This window comes from Streptomyces sp. NPDC048484, from assembly GCF_040651415.1.
Taxonomy (GTDB): domain Bacteria; phylum Actinomycetota; class Actinomycetes; order Streptomycetales; family Streptomycetaceae; genus Streptomyces.
In genome coordinates this window covers 105,427-124,618 of the sequence record NZ_JBEZJY010000013.1, presented here as the reverse complement: position 1 = coordinate 124,618, position 19,192 = coordinate 105,427, and the positions used below count along the sequence as shown (strand labels likewise).

Genomic DNA, 19,192 nt, shown 5'->3' with positions numbered 1-19,192 from the left:
TCCGGTCGCCCACCTCCTACAGCGACGGCCGGACCCCGCCTTTCCTCCCCTTGGAAGGAACCACCTCAGTGAACCAGCCCGACGACAATGAACTGTTCAACCGGCTCGAAGCCGAGATGACGGCCGACTCCGGCGCGGACGTGGTCGACCTCGACAAGGCCCGATCCGCCCGCGACCAGTCGGCCGACCCGATCGCCCCCGCCTCGCCCGACTCGACCCCCGACCGGTCGCCCGACCCGGGCGCCGACCCGTCGGCCGACTCGGGCGATGACGAGTCGGAGGGTGAGTCGGCCGTGATGGTCGACTCGGCCGCGCCGACCGGTCCGGGTCTCATGGACCGGATCCGGGGCGCCCGTCGGCGCGACGTCGTCCCGGCATGGGCGAAGTCCAAGCCGGAGTTCCTGACCGCGCTCGGCTGGCTCGGTGGCTATGCCGGGCACTCCGTTGCCTTCCACATGGTCCGCCTGCCCTGGTACTCGATCCGCCTCGCCTTCCAGGCTCCGGCCGGAGCCGCCAAGTTCGTTGGTGGCGCCATGCGGTGGGTGGCCGACTCGGAGGGCGACCCGCTGCGGCAGGTCGCCGCCCGGCGCGAGGATGTCGAGCAGTACCTCAAGCTGTCCCGGCAGCGCGACAACCGGGTCAAGCTCCGCGGCATCCTCATGGTGCTCGGGCTCATCCTCGGGCCCGTGCTCGCGCTCGTGTTCTACGTGCTCGCCCCCGCCTGGCTGACCGCGCTTGCTTTCGCGGTGCTCACGGCCGGACTCGGTTTCCTCGGGGCCCCGTCTGACAAGCCCGTCATCTCCCGCGCCGTCGTGACGACCGAAGTCGAGCGGCTCACCTCCGGCATCGTGGAACGGGCGTTGGGCGCGCTCGGCATCGCTGAGATCAACAAGGCGCTCGGCAAGGGCGGGGAAGGTATCAAGTTCCCCGCGCCGATCACCCGGGACGGTCCCGGCTGGCGCGCGGATGTCGACCTGCCGTACGGCGTCACGGTGCCGGACGTCCTGGACCGGCGCGAGAAGCTCGCCTCCGGCCTGCGCCGCCCGCTCGGGTGCGTGTGGCCGGAGCCGGTTGCCGACGAACACGCCGGCCGGATGATGCTGTGGGTCGGGGACCGTGCGCTGAACAAGGTGCCCTCGCCCCCGTGGCCGCTGGCCAAGTCGGGTTCGGCGTCGCTGTTCAAGGCGCTGCCGTTCGGTACCGACCAGCGCGGGAGGAACGTCGACCTCACGCTGATGTACGACAACGTCCTGATCGGCGCCATGCCCGGCATGGGCAAGACGTTCTCGCTGCGTACGCCGCTGCTGGCCGCGGCGCTGGACGTGCTCGCGGAGCTGCTGGTCTGGGAGTTGAAGGGCACCGGTGACCTGGAGCCGCTGACGAAGGTTGCGGCCGACTACGGCTCCGGCCCGGACGACGACACGGCCGCCGCGGCGCTGGATTCGATCCGTTATGTCTACAAGGACCTGGAGCGCCGCGCCAAGGTCATCAGCAGTCTGCCCAAGGACAAGTGCCCGGAGAACAAGGTCACCCCGCAACTGGCCGCGAACCGCTCGCTCGGGCTGCACCCGCTCGTGCTGGCCATCGACGAATGCCAGGAACTCTTCTCGCACGAGAAGTACGGCAAGGAAGCCGGATCGCTGTGCACGTCCATCATCAAGCGCGGCCGTGCCCTGGGGGTGATTTTGCTGCTGGCCACGCAGCGTCCGGACAAGGATTCGCTGCCCCCGGCCATCAGCGCGAACGTCGGTACGCGGTTCTGCCTGCGGGTCATGGGCCAGTTGGAAAACGACATGATCCTGGGCACGTCGAACTACAAGAACGGCATCCGCGCTACCTCGTTCACCAGGTCCGACAAGGGCATCGGTTACCTGGTCGGCGCCTCCGACGACCCGCAGATCGTGCGCGGCTACTACATGGACAACCCCGCCGCGGATGCCATCTGTGAGCGGGCCCGCAAGGCCCGCGTCGAGGCGGGCACCTTGACCGGCCTGGCTGCTGGCCAGCAGCCGGAGCGGCGCGAGGCGGTTGACCCGCTGCTGGACGACATCCTCGCGGTCAGTGCCGCGGATGAGGCCAAGCCGTGGAACGACGTCACGGTCGAGCGGCTCGCGGAGCTGCGGCCGGAGAAGTACGGCGCGTGGGCCGAGATGGAGCCCGCCGACAAGGCGCGGCAGCTCACCGCGGCCCTGAAGCCGTACGGCGTGACCACCGGGCAGGTGGCCCGCCGCATCAAGGGCAAGACCGTCAACCGGACCGGCTTCGAGCGCGCCCACATCGTCACGGCGATTGCGGAGCGTGACCGTAAGCGGGACGCGGGCTGACCGTCCGGGGTCTCTAGCGCTAGAGGAGTGACCCTCTAGCGCTAGAGACCCCGCTAGCACCCCATACCGCGTCTGATCAGGTTGCTAGCCGATAGCGGCCCACCTGCGCAAACCCTGGAAACCCGCCTGGAAGGGCCCGTGATGACCCCTGCCCTGCTCGCTATCACTCTCCTGTTCGGTGTCACGTTCTGTTACGTCGCGGTGTGTGCTGGCTCGCCGTTCGGCAACTGCCGCAAGTGCTCCGGCTGGGGCTTCGCGATGAAGACCGACCGCAAGGGCCGCATGAAGCGCGGCAAGGACTGCCGCCGCTGCAAGGCGACCGGCAAGCGCATACGCGTGGGCCGCTGGCTCTACAACCGCGCCGCCCGCATCCACCGCGCCGGCACCACCGGCTGAGCAGGCGACCGGCGACCGCCCGTCATGAGACGGACCCCGCATCACGCAGACGCCAGGTGGGCGCGGTCGCCGGTCAACGCCCCAGGTTTGCCAGCGTCCGGGGCCCGCAGAGCGTACCCACCCGTCCACCTCGCCCGGAAGCGAGTTTCCCCCATGGCCGTGACCGTCTCCCTCGCGCTGCTCTTCGGCTTCGTGCTGTTCATGCTGCTGCGCTCCAAGTCCCTCGGAGCGGGCTCCGCGTTCGTCGCCGTGATGTTCGGCTTCTACCTCGCCGACAGCGGCGCCGCCGACACCGTCAACCAGCTCATGAACGCCATCGTCACCGCGATCCCGGACCTGTAGGAGGCCGACCGTGAACGAACCCACCGCATACCCGCGTCCCGCCGTGCGCAACGCGGCGGCCGTGGAAATCCACCACCCCGCGCCCCTCGCCCCCGTGCAGCACGCCGCACCGTACGCACCCGTGCAGCCGGGCAGCATCCCGTCCGTGGCAAGCGTCGTCCTGCCGGACGGCCGTGTCGTCACCGGCTACGCCATGGAGCCCGCCAAGCCCGAGCCGGTCGCCGTCAAGCCGGCCGTCTCGCGCACGGCGGTGAACATCGCCCTCGGAGGGATCGGCTTCGGCGCCGTATGCGGCGGGCTGTTCCTGCTTACCGCGTTCATCACCGCACTCACCGCGCTCATCACCCAACTCGTCATCCTCGCCGCCGTCGTCTTCGGCGGCTGGGTCGCCGTACAGGTCTTCAGCGCGAGCGGCCACCGCGGCGGGACCACGGTCAACATCCGCAAGGCCGTCATCAAGCGCAACCACTTCCACGGCTGACGGTCAGCCTGCGCCCCGACCGGCCTTCCGCAGGATGACAGCGGCCATCCACTGGCCGCCTACCGAGGCCGCCGTCAGCGTCAGGGCGAATGACCAGGAGTCCTCCCAGGATTTGCCCATCACCACATGCCACACCACGGCAGCCAGCCCGTACACGGCACCCGTGACGGCCAGCACCACCAGCCAGCGCACCACCCGGCGCCGGTGCCACGGGGTGGGTGCCTCATCGCCCGTCTCCTGGCATTCCGTCATGCCCGACCAACTACCCCTGAAAGGGGACTTCGTGTTCGAGATCCGCATCATCTGTGACCCGGCCGACAGCGACCGCGTCAGTCAGGCCCTGTCCGAGGCCTTCACCACCGGTCCCGTACGCCAGCACCCCACCCGCGACGACAAGCGCACCCGCCTGTACGTCACGGCCGATCACCGCACCAACACCGGGCCGTGGCCGACACCGGAAGAGGCGTACGCGCTCGCCCCGAGCATCATCAGCGAGATCGGATGGACCGCCCAGACAGCTACCGACAAGCCGTTCGGCACCCGGCTTCCCCGTGACTTCTGGCTCCGCAAGGCCGCCGTCCTGGACCGCATCGCACTCCAGGACGAACCCGGTGGCGCCGCCGCTGACGCAACCGAGGTGGCGACCGAGGCGGCCGAGCGGCTGATGGACCTGGACGACACGGCCGTCATCTGCGACCCGCGCTACTACGTCCGACAGCAGTACGCCCACTGGGCCAAACACCAGTAGATCCGCCCGGGGCGGTCGCCTCTCGCCAAAGACCCGACCGCCCCGGTTCTCCGTCCCTTCGCAGAAACAGGAGACCCCCAGCATGACACCAACCCTCGCCCCGGCGCTGCTGTGCGCCGCCCTCGCTGCCGCTGAGCGCGGCTGGCCCGTCTTCCCCGTGCGGCCCGGCGACAAGCGGCCCGCCGGACACCCCGAACGCAACTGCCCCCGCACCGGCCGGTGCGCGGACGGGCACCGCACCCCGGAGCAGCGCGCCACCCTCGACGCCGAGCACATCACCCAGTGCTGGCAGGCGGCCCCCTACAACGTCGGCATCGCCACCGGCCCCGCCAACCTCGTGGTCGTAGACCTCGACATCCCCAAGGACGACACCGACACCGCACCGCCCGAATGGGCGGGCATGGCCGATGGCTTGGACGTGTTCGCCGCGCTGTGCGAGCGCGCCGGCGAGAGGCTGCCGACCGAGACCTACACGGTGCGCACCCGCCGGGGCGGACAGCACCTGTACTTCACCGCACCTGCCGAAAAGCGGCTACGCAGCACGGCGGACGCGTTGGGGTGGAAGGTCGACACCCGGGCCTGGGGCGGGTACGTGGTTGCGGCCGGCAGCGTCGTGGGCGGAGCACCGTACGAGATCATTCACGACGCTCCTCCGGCCCCCCTCCCTGCGTGGCTTGGTGACCCGCTCACCCCGCAGCCCGCACCGGCCCCGATGCCGCTTGCGGAGCTGTCGGCCCGGATGCGCAACGCCACCTCCTACAGCACCGCAGCGCTGCGCGGGGAGCTGGAAAAGGTGCTGTCCGCCCGCCAGGGCGGTCGTAATCGTGCTGTGTACTTCGCCGCCTACGCCCTCGCCCGGATGATCCGCAACGGCGATCTCACCGAGGCCGCTGTCACCGGCGAACTCATGAGCGCAGGGCAGTCCATCGGCCTGCCCGCCGGAGAGTGCCGCACCGCGATCCGCTCCGGACTCATCCGCGGCGGCGCGCTGGAGGCGAGTGCGGCATGAGCGCACAGCCCGTGGAAAGCTCGGAACTGTGGGCCGGATTCGAAGCCCTGGACGCACGGCAGGAAGCCGCCGCGCCGTGGGAAGAGCCGATCCCGCTCACCGCCCGCCGCGAACTCCCCGCTTTTCCCACTGAGGTCTTCCCGGCCTGGCTCGGGGACTTCGTGAGGGCGGTTGCCGAGGAGACGCAGACACCGGTGGACATGGCCGCCTCGCTCGCGCTCGCGGTGCTATCGACCGCAGCCGGAGGCCGCGCCGTGGTCCACGTCCGGGGCCGCTGGCGTGAGCCCACGAACGCGTTCGTGGTCGTCGCCCTGCCGCCGGGCAACCGAAAGTCAGCCGTCTTCTCCCTGATGACCAACCCGCTCTACAAGTCGGAAGCGCTGCTGGCCGCAGCATCGGCCAGCACCATCATCGAGGCCGAGATCACGGCGAAACTCGCCAAGGAGGTCGCGGACAGCGCGGCCACCAAGGCGGCCCGCGCGGACGCCGACAAGCGTGATCAGCTCATTGCCGAGGCCATCAGCCTCGCGCAGACCGCCGAATCTCTCACCGTGCCCGCCAAGCCCCGTCTGCTGGCCGATGACGCGACACCGGAGGTTATTGCCTCACTGCTGGCCGAACAGGGCGGCAGGCTGGCCGTGATGAGCGCGGAGGGCGGCATCTTCGACATCATCGCGGGACGCTATTCCGGCACCCCCAACATGGAGGTCTTCCTCCGGGGCCAGGCAGGTGACCGGCTGCGCGTGGACCGGCGAGGGCGTGAGGAGTTCATCGAAGCGCCCGCGCTGACCATGGGCCTGACGGTTCAGCCGTCCGTCTTGGAGGACATCGGCCGCATCAAGGGAGCAGGGGACAGGGGCCTGTTGGCCCGGTTCCTGTACTCGCTGCCGACCTCCCTCGTGGGGCACCGCAAGATCCTGCCCGACACCATCTCCGACGAGGTGGCCGACACCTACGAGGAACGCGTGATCGCGCTGACCATGTCCCTCGCGGACTGGACAGACCCGGCGGTCCTTCAGCTCTCACCCGAGGCGAACGATGTGCTGGTCGCGTACGAGAAGCGGCAGGAACCGCGGCTGCGCAAGCGCGGTGGGGACCTCGGGCACATCGGCAACTGGGCCGCGAAGCTGGGCGGCGCGACCTGCCGCCTCGCCGGGCTGCTCCACCTCGCCGCGCACATCGAGAACGGGCACACCCAGCCCATCACCGCCGACACCATGCGCGACGCGGTGAAGCTCTCGGACTACTTCACCGGTCACGCCCTGGTCGTCTTCGACCTCATGGGCGCCGACCACACCGCCAACCGCGCCCGCATCGTCTACGAGCTGCTGCGCGCAGGCGAGTGGACCGAGATCAGCAAGCGCGAGGTCATGACGAAGCTCTCCCGCTCGGAGTTCCCCACCGTGGCGGATCTCGACCCCGCGCTGAACCTGCTGGAAGACCACGGATACATCCGAGCCCAGCCGGTTCACCGCTCCGGAGGACGTGGCCGGCCACCATCCCCGCGCTACCTCATCCACCCGCAGTTGAGCGAACCCACCGTCTGACCCCTGCCACAGAAACCACAGAATCACAGAAATAACCCCGTACCGCCCCTGACCTGCACGAACACGGCCAGGGGCGGCAGAGAGGCGGCTGCCACAGAAACCCGCAGAAGAACCACACAAATACGAGCCCACCCCGGCCCGCTTATTTCTGTGGAACTTCCCGCGCTTTCTGTGACAGCCCGCCCAACCATGCCCCGACCGGTGTTCTCCCAGCTCACGGCCACCGTCCCGGCTTTCTGTGTATTCCGTGGTTTCTGTGGCGGCCCTCAGACGCTCCTCTCCCCACCTGCCTTGCTCTCTCGCCCAAGGAGGAGTCGTGGCCAAGCCCCGCGACGAGAAGTTGACCATCCCCGAAGTCATCGAAGAGATCGGCGTACCACGCTCCACGTTCTACCGCTGGCGGCAGCTCAGGAAGGGCCCCAGGGCCATCAAGCTCCCGAACGGATCGGTTCGCATCCGTCGTTCCGAACTGGACCGATGGATGGAGACCTTGGAGGAATCCGCGTGAACCACCGCAAGGCCAGCGAGACCCCGGGCGCCCGCAACGGCGGGCGCCCGTCCGGGGCTGAGACACCGGCACCCACCCTTTCCACCGACGTGCGAGTGTGGAAGGTCAACAAGGTGAAGAGCAAGAAGGCGCCGTATCAGCTCCGTTGGACGGTCGCGGGCAAGGTGAAAGCATCCAGCTTCACCACGGTCGCGCTCGCTGAAAGTCGCCGCTCGGAATTGTGGCAGGCCATGCGCAAGGGCGAGGCATTCGATGTGGACACCGGTTTGCCAGAGTCCGAACTTCGGGCCGCAGCGGCGAAAGAGAACACCAAACCGGACCCGTCATGGTGGGACTTCTGCCAGGAGTACATGGCGGCACGGTGGCGTACCACAGCAGCGAAGACGCGTGAAGGCATCGCCGATAGCCTGGCCACGGTGGCGATCGCCATGATGGGTGACGGAGCGAAGGCACCGACGCCCGAGGAAGTGCGGCTGGCCGTGCGCTGGACTGTCGTACCGGCCCACAAGGGCGAAGAGCCCCCGCCCGATCTCGTGGCCGCCTGTACGTGGCTCTCCAACCGTTCGCTTCCGCTGTCCTCGCTGACGGACCCGAGAATTCTCCGGGACGTCCAGTACAGGCTTTCCTTCAAGTTGGACGGCACCCCAGCGGCAGGGGAGACGTACAAACGGCGCCGCCGTGGCTTCAATACCGCAATGGAGCACGCGATCGAGTCGGGCTACCTGGACGAAAATCCGCTGGCAAACGTGAAGCGGATCGGATCCACGGGTGGTGACGTGGTGGATCCTCGGGTCCTGGTCAATGCGGTTCAGGGGAATTCACTTCTCACAGCCGTCTCGTACGTGGGGTCCGTGCACCGCAATCGCGGCCGTCGACTGGTCGCTTTCTTCGGCTGCCAGCTCTACGCCGCAATGAGGCCAGCGGAAGCGGTCGGGTTGCGAGAGAAGGACTGCTATCTGCCCGAGACTGGATGGGGGACCCTCACTCTTCGGGAAACCCGCCCGGTGTCCGGCAAGAAGTGGACCGATTCGGGGCAGCGTCACGACAAGCGGGGGCTCAAGTCGCGTGAGGTCAAGGCCGACCGGCCTGTTCCCATACCGCCGCTGCTGGTCGCGATGCTCCGTGAGCACGTCAAGGAGTTCGGTACAGCCAAGGACGGCAGGCTCTTCGCCAACGAGCGTGGTGGCGTGCTGGGGACGTCCAGCTACTGGCGGGTGTGGCAGGAAGCAAGACCCATCGCGCTCCCACCGGACAAGACGGATTCCCCGCTCGCACACCGGCCCTACGACCTTCGGCATACCTGCATCACGAACTGGTTGAACGCTGGGGTCCCCGTGGCCGAGGTTGCCCGTCGTGCGGGCAACTCCCCGGAGGTCATCCACCGGCGCTACGAGGGCTGCATTGACGGCCACGAGGAGGTGAACAACAAGAAGATCGAACAGGCGATGGGGTGGAGCGAGGTGCCCAAGAAGGAAGGCACCGAAGGGTGATCCTTGGGCGGTGACCGCTGCTGAGATCTCACTCGCCACTCACTCGCGATCAGTGACAGACAACGATAAAGAGCCGGACTCAGTGGGACTGGGTCCGGCTCCTCATACGTGGCACTCGTGCAGGTCAGCGACTTGATCGTGCTGGTTGCTGCGGAGTGCCCCCGGCAGGATTCGAACCTGCGCACACGGCTCCGGAGGCCGTTGCTCTATCCCCTGAGCTACGGGGGCGTGTCGGGCGCGGTGTTTGCGGCGACGGGTAGAACCCTATCAGCTCTTTCGGGGTCGCCATGAACGGGTTTCAGGGGTGGGGGAGGGGGTGTCGGGAGCCAGTTGGATCTTGTGGGAGTCGTGGAGTCGCAGAGGCGCGGTACGTCGGCCTCGCCCTCGGTTCGTGGCGCCCCCTGAGGGGGTCGGCGGTCCCCCGCACGGGGTGGAAGTGGGGAAAAGCCGGACGCGGCCCCGTGTGCCGACCTACTCTCAAGTTGTGTCAGGCGCGTCGGGCCGGGTGCTTGTTGTGGACGACAACAAGGTCATCCGGCAACTGATCAGGGTCAACCTTGAGCTGGAGGGTCTCGAGGTCGTGACCGCGGCCGACGGTGTCGAGTGCCTGGACGTCATCCACCAGGTTCGGCCCGATGTGGTCACCCTCGATGTGGTCATGCCTCGGCTGGACGGGTTGCGTACCGCCGCCCGGCTCCGGGCCGATCCGCGGACCCGTAACCTCCCCCTCGCCATCATCAGCGCCTGTACCCAGTACGAGGTCGAGAACGGCCTCGACGTCGGCGTCGACGCCTTCCTGGCCAAGCCCTTCGATCCGGCGGAACTGATCAGGCTCGTACGCCAGTTGCTGGAGCGGCGGGAAGCCGCCGGTTCCGGTGTGCCGTTCGAGAGTGCCGAGAGCTTCCACGGACCCGGTGAAGCCGAGCGCGCCGGACGCACCGGCAACTGAGCGAGCAAGCGAGCAAGGGAAGAGAAGCAGGAATGCCGAGGGCAGAGAAGGAAGAGGAGTAGAGAAAAAAGAGGGGAGAAGGTAGGGGGAGAAGTAGGTAGAAGGTAGAGGGTGGGCAAGGGGAGACCTGCACGGGGGCGGGGACGGGAACCGGTGCCGGGGTGGGGACTCGAGTGGAGTCCCCGTATGCGGAGTCCCTGTATGTGGGGGTGACGTGTTCTCGGGGGCCTTCAGCACCGCCTTAGCCCGCCTCCTGGGCGCGGGCCGCCACCCCCACCCGTCCACATCCCGGACCCTCGCCCAAACCCATTCGCCTACCCACCCCCCTCCTCCCCTACCCTTGTCCCGTGACCCCCGTCGAGCTCTCCAGCACCGTTCTGTGCGCCGTGCGCCGTGCGGTGGACGCGGGTGAGCTGGCCGTGGGGGTGCCCGAGCAGGCGCAGGTCGTGGCGCCCGGGCCCGGGGGGTGTGGGGACTACGCCACCAACGTCGCCCTGCGGCTGGCCCGCCCCGCCGGCCGTCCGCCTCACGAGGTCGCCGAGATTCTGCGGCCGTACCTCACCCGTGTGGCGGGAGTGACACGGGTCGACATCACCGGGCCCGGTTTCCTCAACATCACGCTCAGCGGGAGAGGGCGGGCCCTGGTCGGCGAGGTTCTGCGGTGCGGAGGGCGGTACGGGTACGCCGCCGGGCCCACCGGTGAGGTCGTTCAGTTGCATTGCCCCCGCGAAGTACGTGCCGTCGTGATCGGCCAGGTTCTCGCCGGCGTTCTTCGGTCTCAGGGTGCCCTCGTCCGTACCTCCTGCGAGGCCGAGCCCGACCCGGCCTGGGCGGGGCCCCTCGGTGTCACCGTCGACGCCCACGGCAGGCCCGGCGCGCCCGCGCCCCTTGAGGTCAACCTGCGGCCCGTGCCCGCCGGACAGGACCCCACCCACCTCGGCCGCGACGCCGCCCGTTGGGCCCTGCTCCACCCCGCGCCCCACGACCGGCCCCACATCACCGAGGAACATCTCGTCCAGCGGGAGAGTAATCCGCTGTTCAGGGTTCGCTACGCCCATGCCCGCAGCCGGGCGCTGAGCCGGAACGCCGCCGACCTCGGTTTCACCGGAGGAGCCGGAGGAGCCGGAGGAGATGGAGACAAAGACGGGGCCTGGGCGGGGAGCGCCGGGGAACTGGACCCACCGCAGGGTGTGGGCGCGGGCGCGAGTGAACTCCTCGGCGCCCTCGACTCGTATCCGCACGCCCTCGCCGCCGCCGCGCGGCACCGCGGGCCCGACCGTCTCGCGCGGCATCTCGTCACCGTCGCCGACGCGATGCTCGCCTTCCAGCACAGCGTGCTTCCGGTGGGTGACGAGAAACCCTCGGCCGCCCGCCGTTCCCGGCTCGCGCTCGCCGAAGCCGCCGGGACGGTGCTGGCCGGTGGCCTGTCCCTGCTCGGCATCGACGCACCAGAACATCTCTGAACATCTCTGAGAAAGCCCAACAGACATGAGCCGTTCCGCACATCCCGCCGGCCCCCGTCATGCCGATGTCCTGCCCGAGGGCCACTACTCGGCCCCCGCGGCCGACCTCAACGCCCTCGACCCGAAGGTCTGGGCGCAGACCGTGACGCGTACCGAGGACGGCTCGGTCAGCGTCGGCGGGATCGATGTGTCGACGCTTGCCGAGGAGTTCGGCACGCCCGCCTACTTCGTCGACGAGACCGACTTCCGGGCGCGGGCGCGGGCCTGGCGCACCGCCTTCGGGCACGACGCCGACGTCTTCTACGCCGGGAAGGCGTTCCTCTCCCGGGCCATCGTGCGCTGGCTGCACGAAGAAGGGCTCAACCTCGACGTCTGTTCCGGCGGCGAGCTGACCACCGCCCTCTCCGCCGGCATGCCCGCCGACCGGATCGCCTTCCACGGCAACAACAAGTCCGGTGCCGAGATCACGCAGGCCGTCGAGAGCGGCGTCGGGCGCATCGTCCTCGACTCCTTCCAGGAGATCGTGCGTGTCGCGCACATCGCGCAGAGCCTCGGCAAGCGTCAGCGCGTGCAGATCCGCGTGACCGTCGGCGTCGAGGCCCACACGCATGAGTTCATCGCCACCGCGCACGAGGACCAGAAGTTCGGGATCGCGCTCGCGGACGGGCAGGCCGCCGAGGCCGTACGGCGCGCGCTCACCCTCGACGGGCTCGAAGTGGTCGGTATTCACTCCCACATCGGGTCGCAGATCTTCGACATGGCGGGCTTCGAAGTCGCCGCGCGGCGTGTCGTGTCGCTGCTCGCGCAGGTCCGTGACGAGCACGGTGTCGAGCTTCCCGAGATCGACCTCGGCGGCGGCCTCGGCATCGCCTACACCAGCGAGGACGACCCCCGCGAGCCCCACGAGATCGCCAAGGCGCTCGGCGAGATCGTGACGAGGGAATGTGAGGCCGCGAAGCTGCGCACGCCTCGGATCTCGGTGGAGCCCGGGCGCGCCATCGTGGGCCCTACCGCCTTCACCCTCTACGAGGTCGGCACCATCAAGCCCCTGGAGGGGCTGCGTACGTACGTCTCCGTCGACGGCGGCATGTCCGACAACATCCGCACCGCGCTGTACGACGCCGAGTACAGCGTCGCCCTGGTCTCCCGTACGAGTGATGCGGAGCCCATGCTCGTACGGGTGGTCGGCAAGCACTGCGAGAGCGGTGACATCGTCGTGAAGGACGCCTTCCTGCCCTCCGACCTCGCGCCGGGTGACCTCATCGCGGTGCCGGCCACCGGCGCGTACTGCCGTTCGATGGCCAGCAACTACAACCACGCCCTGCGTCCGCCCGTCGTCGCGGTCCGCGACGGCGAGGCGAGGGTGATCGTCCGCCGGGAGACGGAGGAGGACCTCCTCCGTCTCGACGTCGGCTGACCGACACGCGAGAGCGACGACGGAAGAGACGAACGGAACGGGGCGATGGAAGAGACGAACGGAACGGGGTGAACGGAACGGTGAACGGAGGGGGCTGACGGAAGAGACGATGGGGGAGAAAAGGCGGGGCGGAAGATCTCCTGTCTTTCGCCCCAGCGCACATGAAATTGATATCTCACGATCCGGACGAAGGGTAGAAACCCCCGTCCGGTGAGTGAGACTGGTTCCACCGTGACGGTATGAGGAAACGAGGTCGGATGATGCGTACGCGTCCGCTGAAGGTGGCGCTGCTGGGCTGTGGGGTTGTCGGCTCAGAGGTGGCGCGCATCATGACGACGCACGCCGACGACCTCGCCGCCCGCATCGGGGCCCCCGTCGAGCTGGCGGGCGTGGCCGTGCGGCGGCCGTCCAAGGTGCGCGAGGGCATCGACCCCGCACTGGTCACCACCGACGCGACCGCCCTGGTCAAACGAGGTGACATCGACGTGGTCGTCGAGGTCATCGGCGGTATCGAGCCCGCGCGCTCCCTCATCACGACCGCCTTCGAGCACGGCGCCTCCGTCGTGTCCGCCAACAAGGCGCTCCTCGCCCAGGACGGCGCCGCGCTGCACGCCCTCGCCGAGGAGCAGGGCAGGGACCTCTATTACGAGGCCGCCGTCGCCGGTGCCATCCCGCTGATCCGCCCGCTGCGCGAGTCCCTCGCCGGCGACAAGGTCAACCGGGTGCTGGGCATCGTCAACGGCACCACCAACTTCATCCTCGACAAGATGGACTCGACGGGCGCCGGCTACCAGGAAGCCCTCGACGAGGCCACGGCCCTGGGGTACGCGGAAGCCGACCCCACCGCCGACGTCGAGGGGTTCGACGCCGCAGCCAAGGCCGCCATCCTCGCCGGGATCGCCTTCCACACGCGCGTGCGCCTCGACGACGTGTACCGCGAGGGCATGACCGAGGTCACCGCCGCCGACTTCGCCTCGGCGAGGGCGATGGGCTGCACCATCAAACTGCTCGCCATCTGCGAGCGGGCCGCCGACGGGGGATCGGTCACCGCGCGGGTGCACCCCGCCATGATCCCGCTGAGTCACCCGCTCGCCTCCGTGCGCGGCGCGTACAACGCGGTGTTCGTCGAGTCGGACGCCGCCGGGCAGCTCATGTTCTACGGGCCGGGAGCGGGCGGCGCCCCGACGGCGTCCGCCGTTCTCGGCGACCTCGTGGCCGTGTGCCGCAACAAGCTCAGCGGTACGACAGGGCCCGGCGACTCGGCGTACACCCAGTTGCCCGTCTCGTCCATGGGCGAGGTCGTGACCCGCTTCCACATCAGTCTCGATGTGGCCGACAAACCGGGCGTTCTCGCCCAGGTGGCGACCGTCTTCGCCGAGCACGGAGTGTCGATCGATACGGTTCGCCAGCAAGGACGGCTAGACGGAGGCGGCGATGCCTCCCTCGTCGTCGTCACGCACCGCGCGTCCGACGCGTCCCTCAACGGGACCGTCGAGGCGTTGCGCAACCTCGACACCGTGCGGGGTGTCGCCAGCATCATGCGGGTTGAAGGAGAGTAACCAGCAATGACCCACCAGTGGCGCGGAATCATCGAGGAGTACCGGGACCGGCTGCCGGTATCCGGGACCACGCAGGTCGTGACACTCCGCGAGGGCGGTACGCCGCTCGTGCCCGCGCAGGTGCTCTCCGAGCGCACGGGCTGCGAGGTCCACCTCAAGGTCGAGGGTGCGAACCCCACCGGGTCCTTCAAGGACCGCGGTATGACCATGGCCATCACGCGGGCCAAGGAGGAGGGCGCGAAGGCCGTCATCTGCGCCTCCACCGGCAACACGTCGGCCTCGGCCGCGGCCTATGCCGTACGGGCCGGCATGGTCTGCGCCGTTCTCGTCCCGCAGGGCAAGATCGCGCTCGGCAAGATGGGCCAGGCCCTCGTGCACGGGGCGAAGATCCTCCAGGTCGACGGCAACTTCGACGACTGCCTCACGCTGGCGCGCAGCCTCTCCGACAACTACCCGGTGGCACTGGTCAATTCGGTGAACCCGGTGCGTATCGAGGGGCAGAAGACCGCGGCGTTCGAGATCGTGGACATGCTCGGCGACGCTCCCGACATCCACGTCCTTCCGGTCGGCAACGCGGGCAACATCACCGCGTACTGGAAGGGATACACGGAGTACGCCGCCGACAAGGTCGCCGGACGGACTCCGCGGATGTGGGGCTTCCAGGCGTCCGGGTCCGCGCCCATCGTGCGCGGCGAGGTCGTCAAGGACCCCTCGACGATCGCCACCGCGATCAGGATCGGCAACCCGGCCTCGTGGCAGTTCGCGCTGGCCGCGCGCGACGAGTCGGGCGGCTTCATCGACGAGGTGACGGACCGTGAGATCCTGCGCGCCTACCGGCTGTTGGCCGCGCAGGAGGGCGTTTTCGTCGAGCCGGCCTCGGCGGCTTCTGTCGCCGGTCTCCTCAAGGCCACCGAGCAGGGCAAGGTCGACCCGGGGCAGCGCATCGTCTGCACGGTGACCGGAAACGGCCTCAAGGACCCCGACTGGGCCGTCGCGGGTGCCCCGCAGCCCGTCACGGTCCCCGTCGACGCGGCTACGGCCGCCGAAAGGCTTGGCCTGGCGTAATGCGGGCCCCCGTCCCGTTACTGGCCGAAAGCGAGTGAGGCGCGCCCCGGAGGCGAACCGAGCTCTAAAAAAAGGGGGGGTGCACAAGGGGCTTACGACACGCATCGTGCGCCTCTTGTGCGCCCTATGTCGCCACGGAACCTTCCTTCGATAAGCTGTACTGAACCCGCCCGCCGCATATGCCGCGGTGCCGCGCCGTCCCTGCGGCCTCCGGGTGTTCCGCATTCGCCGTACGTCTCGCAGGATTTTCGAGAATCTCGCAGCTCAAGCTCAAGGAGAGTCATCGAGAGATGGCCGGTCCAGCATTCCGCGCAGCCGCCGTCCGGGTGCGTGTCCCCGCCACCAGTGCCAACCTCGGCCCGGGTTTCGACGCGCTCGGCCTGTCACTGGGGCTGTACGACGACGTGGTCGTCCGGGTGGCAGAGTCCGGGCTGAACATCGACATCGCGGGTGAGGGAAGCGAGACGCTCCCGCGAGACGAGCGGCACCTCCTCCTACGTTCCCTGCGCACCGCCTTCGATCTGCTGGGCGGACAGCCCCGCGGTCTCGAAATCGTCTGCGCCAACCGCATTCCGCACGGCCGTGGCCTCGGCTCCTCGTCCGCCGCGATCTGCGCCGGCATCGTCGCCGCGCGCGCCGTGACCATAGGCGGCGACAGCAAGCTCGACGACACCGCGCTCCTGGAACTCGCCACCGAGATCGAGGGACACCCCGACAACGTCGCGGCCTGTCTGCTCGGCGGATTCACCCTGTCCTGGATGGAGGGCGGAGCCGCGCGCGCCATCAGGATGGAGCCCGCGGAGTCCGTCGTTCCGGTGGTTTTCGTGCCCGGCAAGGCAGTGCTCACGGAGACCGCCCGCGGACTGCTCCCGCGGACCGTCCCACACGTCGACGCAGCCACCAACGCGGGCCGCGCCGCACTGCTCGTCGAGGCCCTGACCAGGCGCCCCGAGCTGCTGCTGCCCGCCACCGAGGACCGACTGCACCAGGAGTACCGCGCACCGGCCATGCCGGAGAGCGTGGCGCTGGTGGAGCGGCTGCGGGCCGACGGAATTCCCGCGGTCATCTCCGGCGCCGGGCCCACCGTGCTCGCGCTCGCCGACGAGGCCGCGGCGGACAAGGTCGCACGACTGGCGGGCGAGGGCTGGGCGGCCAACCGGCTGAGCCTCGATGCCACGGGAGCGAGCGTGCTGCCGCTTGCTCCGTGACACTCGGTCGCCGGTTTACGAGAGGGGGAATGTTTGTTGGATCCGGTAGTGTTAACCTCAAGTCTGCACCCGACCCCACCATGGCGAGGTGCTTCACGTCCCCGTCCGGGACAATCATTCTTCCGGGAGCCCCCCAAACTGGTTTGTGCCATGCATTGGGTGCTACGCGCTGAGCGGTGCTGAGCACGCTCCGGAACCGGCGTGAACGAGCCGATGGACACAGAACCTCAAGTCCGCGGCCCCGGGAAACGTCATCCCAGAAATTCCCTCCGCCTATTGGCGGACCACCGCCCCGGCACGGTCCACACAGCAAGGACCACTGTCGGACAGCACAACCGGTCGCCGAGCCAGACAGGCCGACGTCCGCTCCAGGGAAGGACCCTTCGTGAGCGACACCACCGATCTGATGGGCGCACGTGTCGAGGAGACCGCTGCCGCGCCCGCCACGGACGCCTCCGCGCCTGCCACCGGTGCAGGCTCCCGTCGGCGCCGCGGTACCGGCCTTGACGGCATGGTGCTGGCCGAGCTGCAGCAGGTCGCCTCGGGCCTTGGCATCAGGGGCACCGCGCGGATGCGCAAGAGCCAGCTGATCGAGGTCATCAAGGAGGCGCAGGCTGGGGGTACCTCCCAGGCTGTTTCAGGCTCTGGGGGAGGGGGCGCTTCGGTCAAGGCCACGTCCTCCGCCGGGGACGCCACCGAGACGAAGCCCAAGCGCCGGGCCACCTCGAAGGCCCGTACGAGTGACGAGGCCGTCTCTCCCGCCGAGAAGAAGGCGGAGGCCAAGGCCGAGAAGGCCGTGGCTCAGCAGCAGATCGAGATCCCCGGCCAGCCCGCCGGGGACCCGTCCCGCGATGGGGGTACCTCCCGCGCGAGCGCAGCCGAGCGTGGGGGAGAGGCCGAGCGTGGGGGCGACGAGGCCCCGGCCGAGCGCCGCCGGCGTCGTGCCACCGCCGAGGCAGGCAGCCCGGAGACGGTCACCGCCGAGGTGACGAGCGAGCCGAGGTCCGAGGCCCCCGCGCAGTCGCAGGGCGAGGCCAAGGGAGATGGCTCGGACGGCGGAGCCGACGGCCGTCAGGGCCGCCGCGACCGTCGTGACCGCGGTGACCGTGGTGACCGCGGTGACCGTGACCGTGGTGGTCGCGACCGCGACCGCCGTGGCAAGGGCGACGAGCCGCAGGGCGGTCAGAGCAGCCAGGGTGGCCAGAGTGGCGGCCAGGGCGGTGGCAACCAGCAGCGCCAGGACCGTCAGGACCGGCAGCAGCAGGGCGGCCGGCAGGACCGCCAGGACCGCCAGGACCGTCAGCGTGACAACGGCCCGCAGGACGACGACGATTTCGAGGGTGGTCGCCGTGGCCGCCGCGGTCGTTACCGTGACCGCCGTGGCCGCCGTGGCCGCGACGAGTTCGGCCCCAACGAGCCGCAGGTCGCCGACGACGACGTCCTGATCCCCGTCGCGGGCATCCTGGACATCCTCGACAACTACGCGTTCATCCGTACGTCGGGCTACCTGCCCGGTCCGAACGACGTGTACGTCTCGCTGGCCCAGGTCCGCAAGAACGGTCTGCGCAAGGGTGACCACGTCACCGGCGCCGTCCGTCAGCCCAAGGACGGCGAGCGCCGCGAGAAGTTCAACGCGCTGGTCCGTCTCGACTCCGCGAACGGCATGGCTGCCGAATCCGGGCGCGGGCGGCCGGAGTTCAACAAGCTGACACCCCTTTACCCGCAGGACCGGCTCCGTCTGGAGACCGACCCGGGCGTGCTGACGACCCGCATCATCGACCTCGTCGCGCCGATCGGTAAGGGCCAGCGTGGCCTGATCGTGGCCCCGCCGAAGACCGGCAAGACCATGATCCTGCAGGCGATCGCCAACGCGATCACCGTCAACAACCCCGAGTGCCACCTGATGGTCGTCCTGGTCGACGAGCGTCCGGAAGAGGTCACCGACATGCAGCGGTCGGTGAAGGGCGAGGTCATCTCCTCGACCTTCGACCGTCCCGCCGAGGACCACACCACGGTGGCCGAGCTCGCCATCGAGCGGGCCAAGCGTCTGGTGGAGCTGGGCCACGACGTCGTCGTGCTGCTCGACTCGATCACGCGTCTGGGCCGTGCGTACAACCTCGCGGCCCCGGCCTCCGGCCGCATCCTGTCCGGTGGTGTCGACTCGACCGCGCTGTACCCGCCGAAGCGCTTCTTCGGTGCCGCGCGCAACATCGAGGACGGCGGCTCGCTGACCATCATGGCCACCGCGCTGGTCGACACCGGCTCGCGCATGGACGAGGTCATTTTCGAGGAGTTCAAGGGCACCGGCAACCTCGAGCTCAAGCTGGACCGCAAGCTCTCCGACAAGCGGATCTTCCCGGCGGTGGACGTGGACTCGTCCAGCACCCGCAAGGAAGAGATCCTGCTCGGCAGCGACGAGCTCGCCATCACCTGGAAGCTGCGTCGCGTGCTGCACGCGCTCGACCAGCAGCAGGCGATCGAGCTGCTGCTCGACAAAATGAAGCAGACGAAGTCGAACGCAGAGTTCCTGCTGCAGATCCAGAAGACGACACCGGCGCCGGGCAACGGCAACGACTGACGTCACCGCCGGCGCAGGCCGGTACCGCGGAGGGCCGTCCCCGTCACATCAGGGGGCGGCCCTCCGCGTTGCCGTCGCCGCGGGCCGAGGGCGCGGGGCGGGGGCCGA

Annotated in this window: 17 protein-coding genes and 1 tRNA gene; 16 read left to right on the top strand and 2 right to left on the bottom strand. The window is 69.2% G+C overall.

All coding sequences use genetic code 11. The features are described 5' to 3' along the window. The first annotated feature begins 68 nt into the window (after positions 1-68). From AB0D14_RS15540 to AB0D14_RS15525, 4 genes are all read left to right on the top strand, one after another. Complete coding sequence (locus AB0D14_RS15540) at positions 69-2,324, top strand: cell division protein FtsK (RefSeq protein WP_362778803.1); 2,256 nt, start codon at positions 69-71, stop codon at positions 2,322-2,324. A 141-nt stretch (positions 2,325-2,465) separates the two neighbouring features. Next, positions 2,466-2,720: a hypothetical protein gene (locus AB0D14_RS15535; RefSeq protein ID WP_362778801.1), complete on the top strand. Its 255-nt coding sequence runs from the start codon at positions 2,466-2,468 to the stop codon at positions 2,718-2,720. A 153-nt stretch (positions 2,721-2,873) separates the two neighbouring features. Further along, on the top strand, positions 2,874-3,062 hold the full coding sequence (locus AB0D14_RS15530) for a hypothetical protein (protein ID WP_362778798.1): 189 nt from the start codon (positions 2,874-2,876) through the stop codon (positions 3,060-3,062). Between the two features lie 10 nt (positions 3,063-3,072). Beyond that, positions 3,073-3,543, top strand: coding sequence for a hypothetical protein (locus AB0D14_RS15525; RefSeq protein WP_362778795.1), 471 nt, complete (start codon positions 3,073-3,075; stop codon positions 3,541-3,543). Positions 3,544-3,546: 3 nt separating this feature from the next. On the opposite strand, the gene AB0D14_RS15520 is transcribed toward AB0D14_RS15525, so the two are convergent. Further along, positions 3,547-3,795: a hypothetical protein gene (locus AB0D14_RS15520; RefSeq protein WP_362778793.1), complete on the bottom strand. Its 249-nt coding sequence runs from the start codon at positions 3,793-3,795 to the stop codon at positions 3,547-3,549. Here AB0D14_RS15520 and AB0D14_RS15515 point away from each other — a divergent pair. The 5 genes from AB0D14_RS15515 (at position 3,794) to AB0D14_RS15495 (ending at position 8,845) form a co-directional block, all read left to right on the top strand. Beyond that, positions 3,794-4,291 carry a hypothetical protein gene (locus AB0D14_RS15515; protein WP_362778791.1) on the top strand — a complete coding sequence of 166 codons (498 nt, stop codon included), beginning with the start codon at positions 3,794-3,796 and terminating at the stop codon, positions 4,289-4,291. The two genes, AB0D14_RS15520 and AB0D14_RS15515, sit on opposite strands and share 2 nt — an antisense overlap. A gap of 82 nt (positions 4,292-4,373) precedes the next feature. Then, positions 4,374-5,300, top strand: coding sequence for a bifunctional DNA primase/polymerase (locus AB0D14_RS15510; RefSeq protein WP_362778789.1), 927 nt, complete (start codon positions 4,374-4,376; stop codon positions 5,298-5,300). Then, positions 5,297-6,847 carry a YfjI family protein gene (locus AB0D14_RS15505; protein ID WP_362778786.1) on the top strand — a complete coding sequence of 517 codons (1,551 nt, stop codon included), beginning with the start codon at positions 5,297-5,299 and terminating at the stop codon, positions 6,845-6,847. The genes AB0D14_RS15510 and AB0D14_RS15505 overlap by 4 nt, the downstream gene beginning before the upstream one ends. A gap of 316 nt (positions 6,848-7,163) precedes the next feature. Then, on the top strand, positions 7,164-7,355 hold the full coding sequence (locus tag AB0D14_RS15500; RefSeq protein WP_362778784.1) for a helix-turn-helix domain-containing protein: 192 nt from the start codon (positions 7,164-7,166) through the stop codon (positions 7,353-7,355). 113 nt (positions 7,356-7,468) lie between these two features. After that, on the top strand, positions 7,469-8,845 hold the full coding sequence (locus AB0D14_RS15495) for a site-specific integrase (protein WP_362778782.1): 1,377 nt from the start codon (positions 7,469-7,471) through the stop codon (positions 8,843-8,845). A gap of 156 nt (positions 8,846-9,001) precedes the next feature. Here AB0D14_RS15495 and AB0D14_RS15490 read toward each other — a convergent pair. Further along, positions 9,002-9,073 (bottom strand) — tRNA-Arg (locus tag AB0D14_RS15490). 202 nt (positions 9,074-9,275) lie between these two features. Here AB0D14_RS15490 and AB0D14_RS15485 point away from each other — a divergent pair. From AB0D14_RS15485 to rho, 7 genes are all read left to right on the top strand, one after another. Beyond that, entirely contained in the window at positions 9,276-9,794 is a 519-nt protein-coding gene (locus AB0D14_RS15485; protein ID WP_362778780.1) for a response regulator, read from the top strand. A 347-nt stretch (positions 9,795-10,141) separates the two neighbouring features. Beyond that, entirely contained in the window at positions 10,142-11,257 is a 1,116-nt protein-coding gene (gene nrtL / locus AB0D14_RS15480; RefSeq protein ID WP_362778778.1) for an ArgS-related anticodon-binding protein NrtL, read from the top strand. Positions 11,258-11,282: 25 nt separating this feature from the next. Next, positions 11,283-12,674: a diaminopimelate decarboxylase gene (gene lysA / locus AB0D14_RS15475; RefSeq protein ID WP_362778776.1), complete on the top strand. Its 1,392-nt coding sequence runs from the start codon at positions 11,283-11,285 to the stop codon at positions 12,672-12,674. A 260-nt stretch (positions 12,675-12,934) separates the two neighbouring features. Further along, positions 12,935-14,233: a homoserine dehydrogenase gene (locus tag AB0D14_RS15470; RefSeq protein WP_362778973.1), complete on the top strand. Its 1,299-nt coding sequence runs from the start codon at positions 12,935-12,937 to the stop codon at positions 14,231-14,233. 6 nt (positions 14,234-14,239) lie between these two features. Further along, on the top strand, positions 14,240-15,298 hold the full coding sequence (gene thrC / locus AB0D14_RS15465) for a threonine synthase (protein ID WP_362778773.1): 1,059 nt from the start codon (positions 14,240-14,242) through the stop codon (positions 15,296-15,298). Positions 15,299-15,588: 290 nt separating this feature from the next. Continuing rightward, positions 15,589-16,506 carry a homoserine kinase gene (thrB, locus tag AB0D14_RS15460; RefSeq protein ID WP_362778771.1) on the top strand — a complete coding sequence of 306 codons (918 nt, stop codon included), beginning with the start codon at positions 15,589-15,591 and terminating at the stop codon, positions 16,504-16,506. A gap of 385 nt (positions 16,507-16,891) precedes the next feature. After that, positions 16,892-19,084, top strand: a complete 2,193-nt coding sequence (gene rho / locus AB0D14_RS15455; RefSeq protein WP_362778769.1) for a transcription termination factor Rho — start codon at positions 16,892-16,894, stop codon at positions 19,082-19,084. Positions 19,085-19,192: the final 108 nt, after the last annotated feature.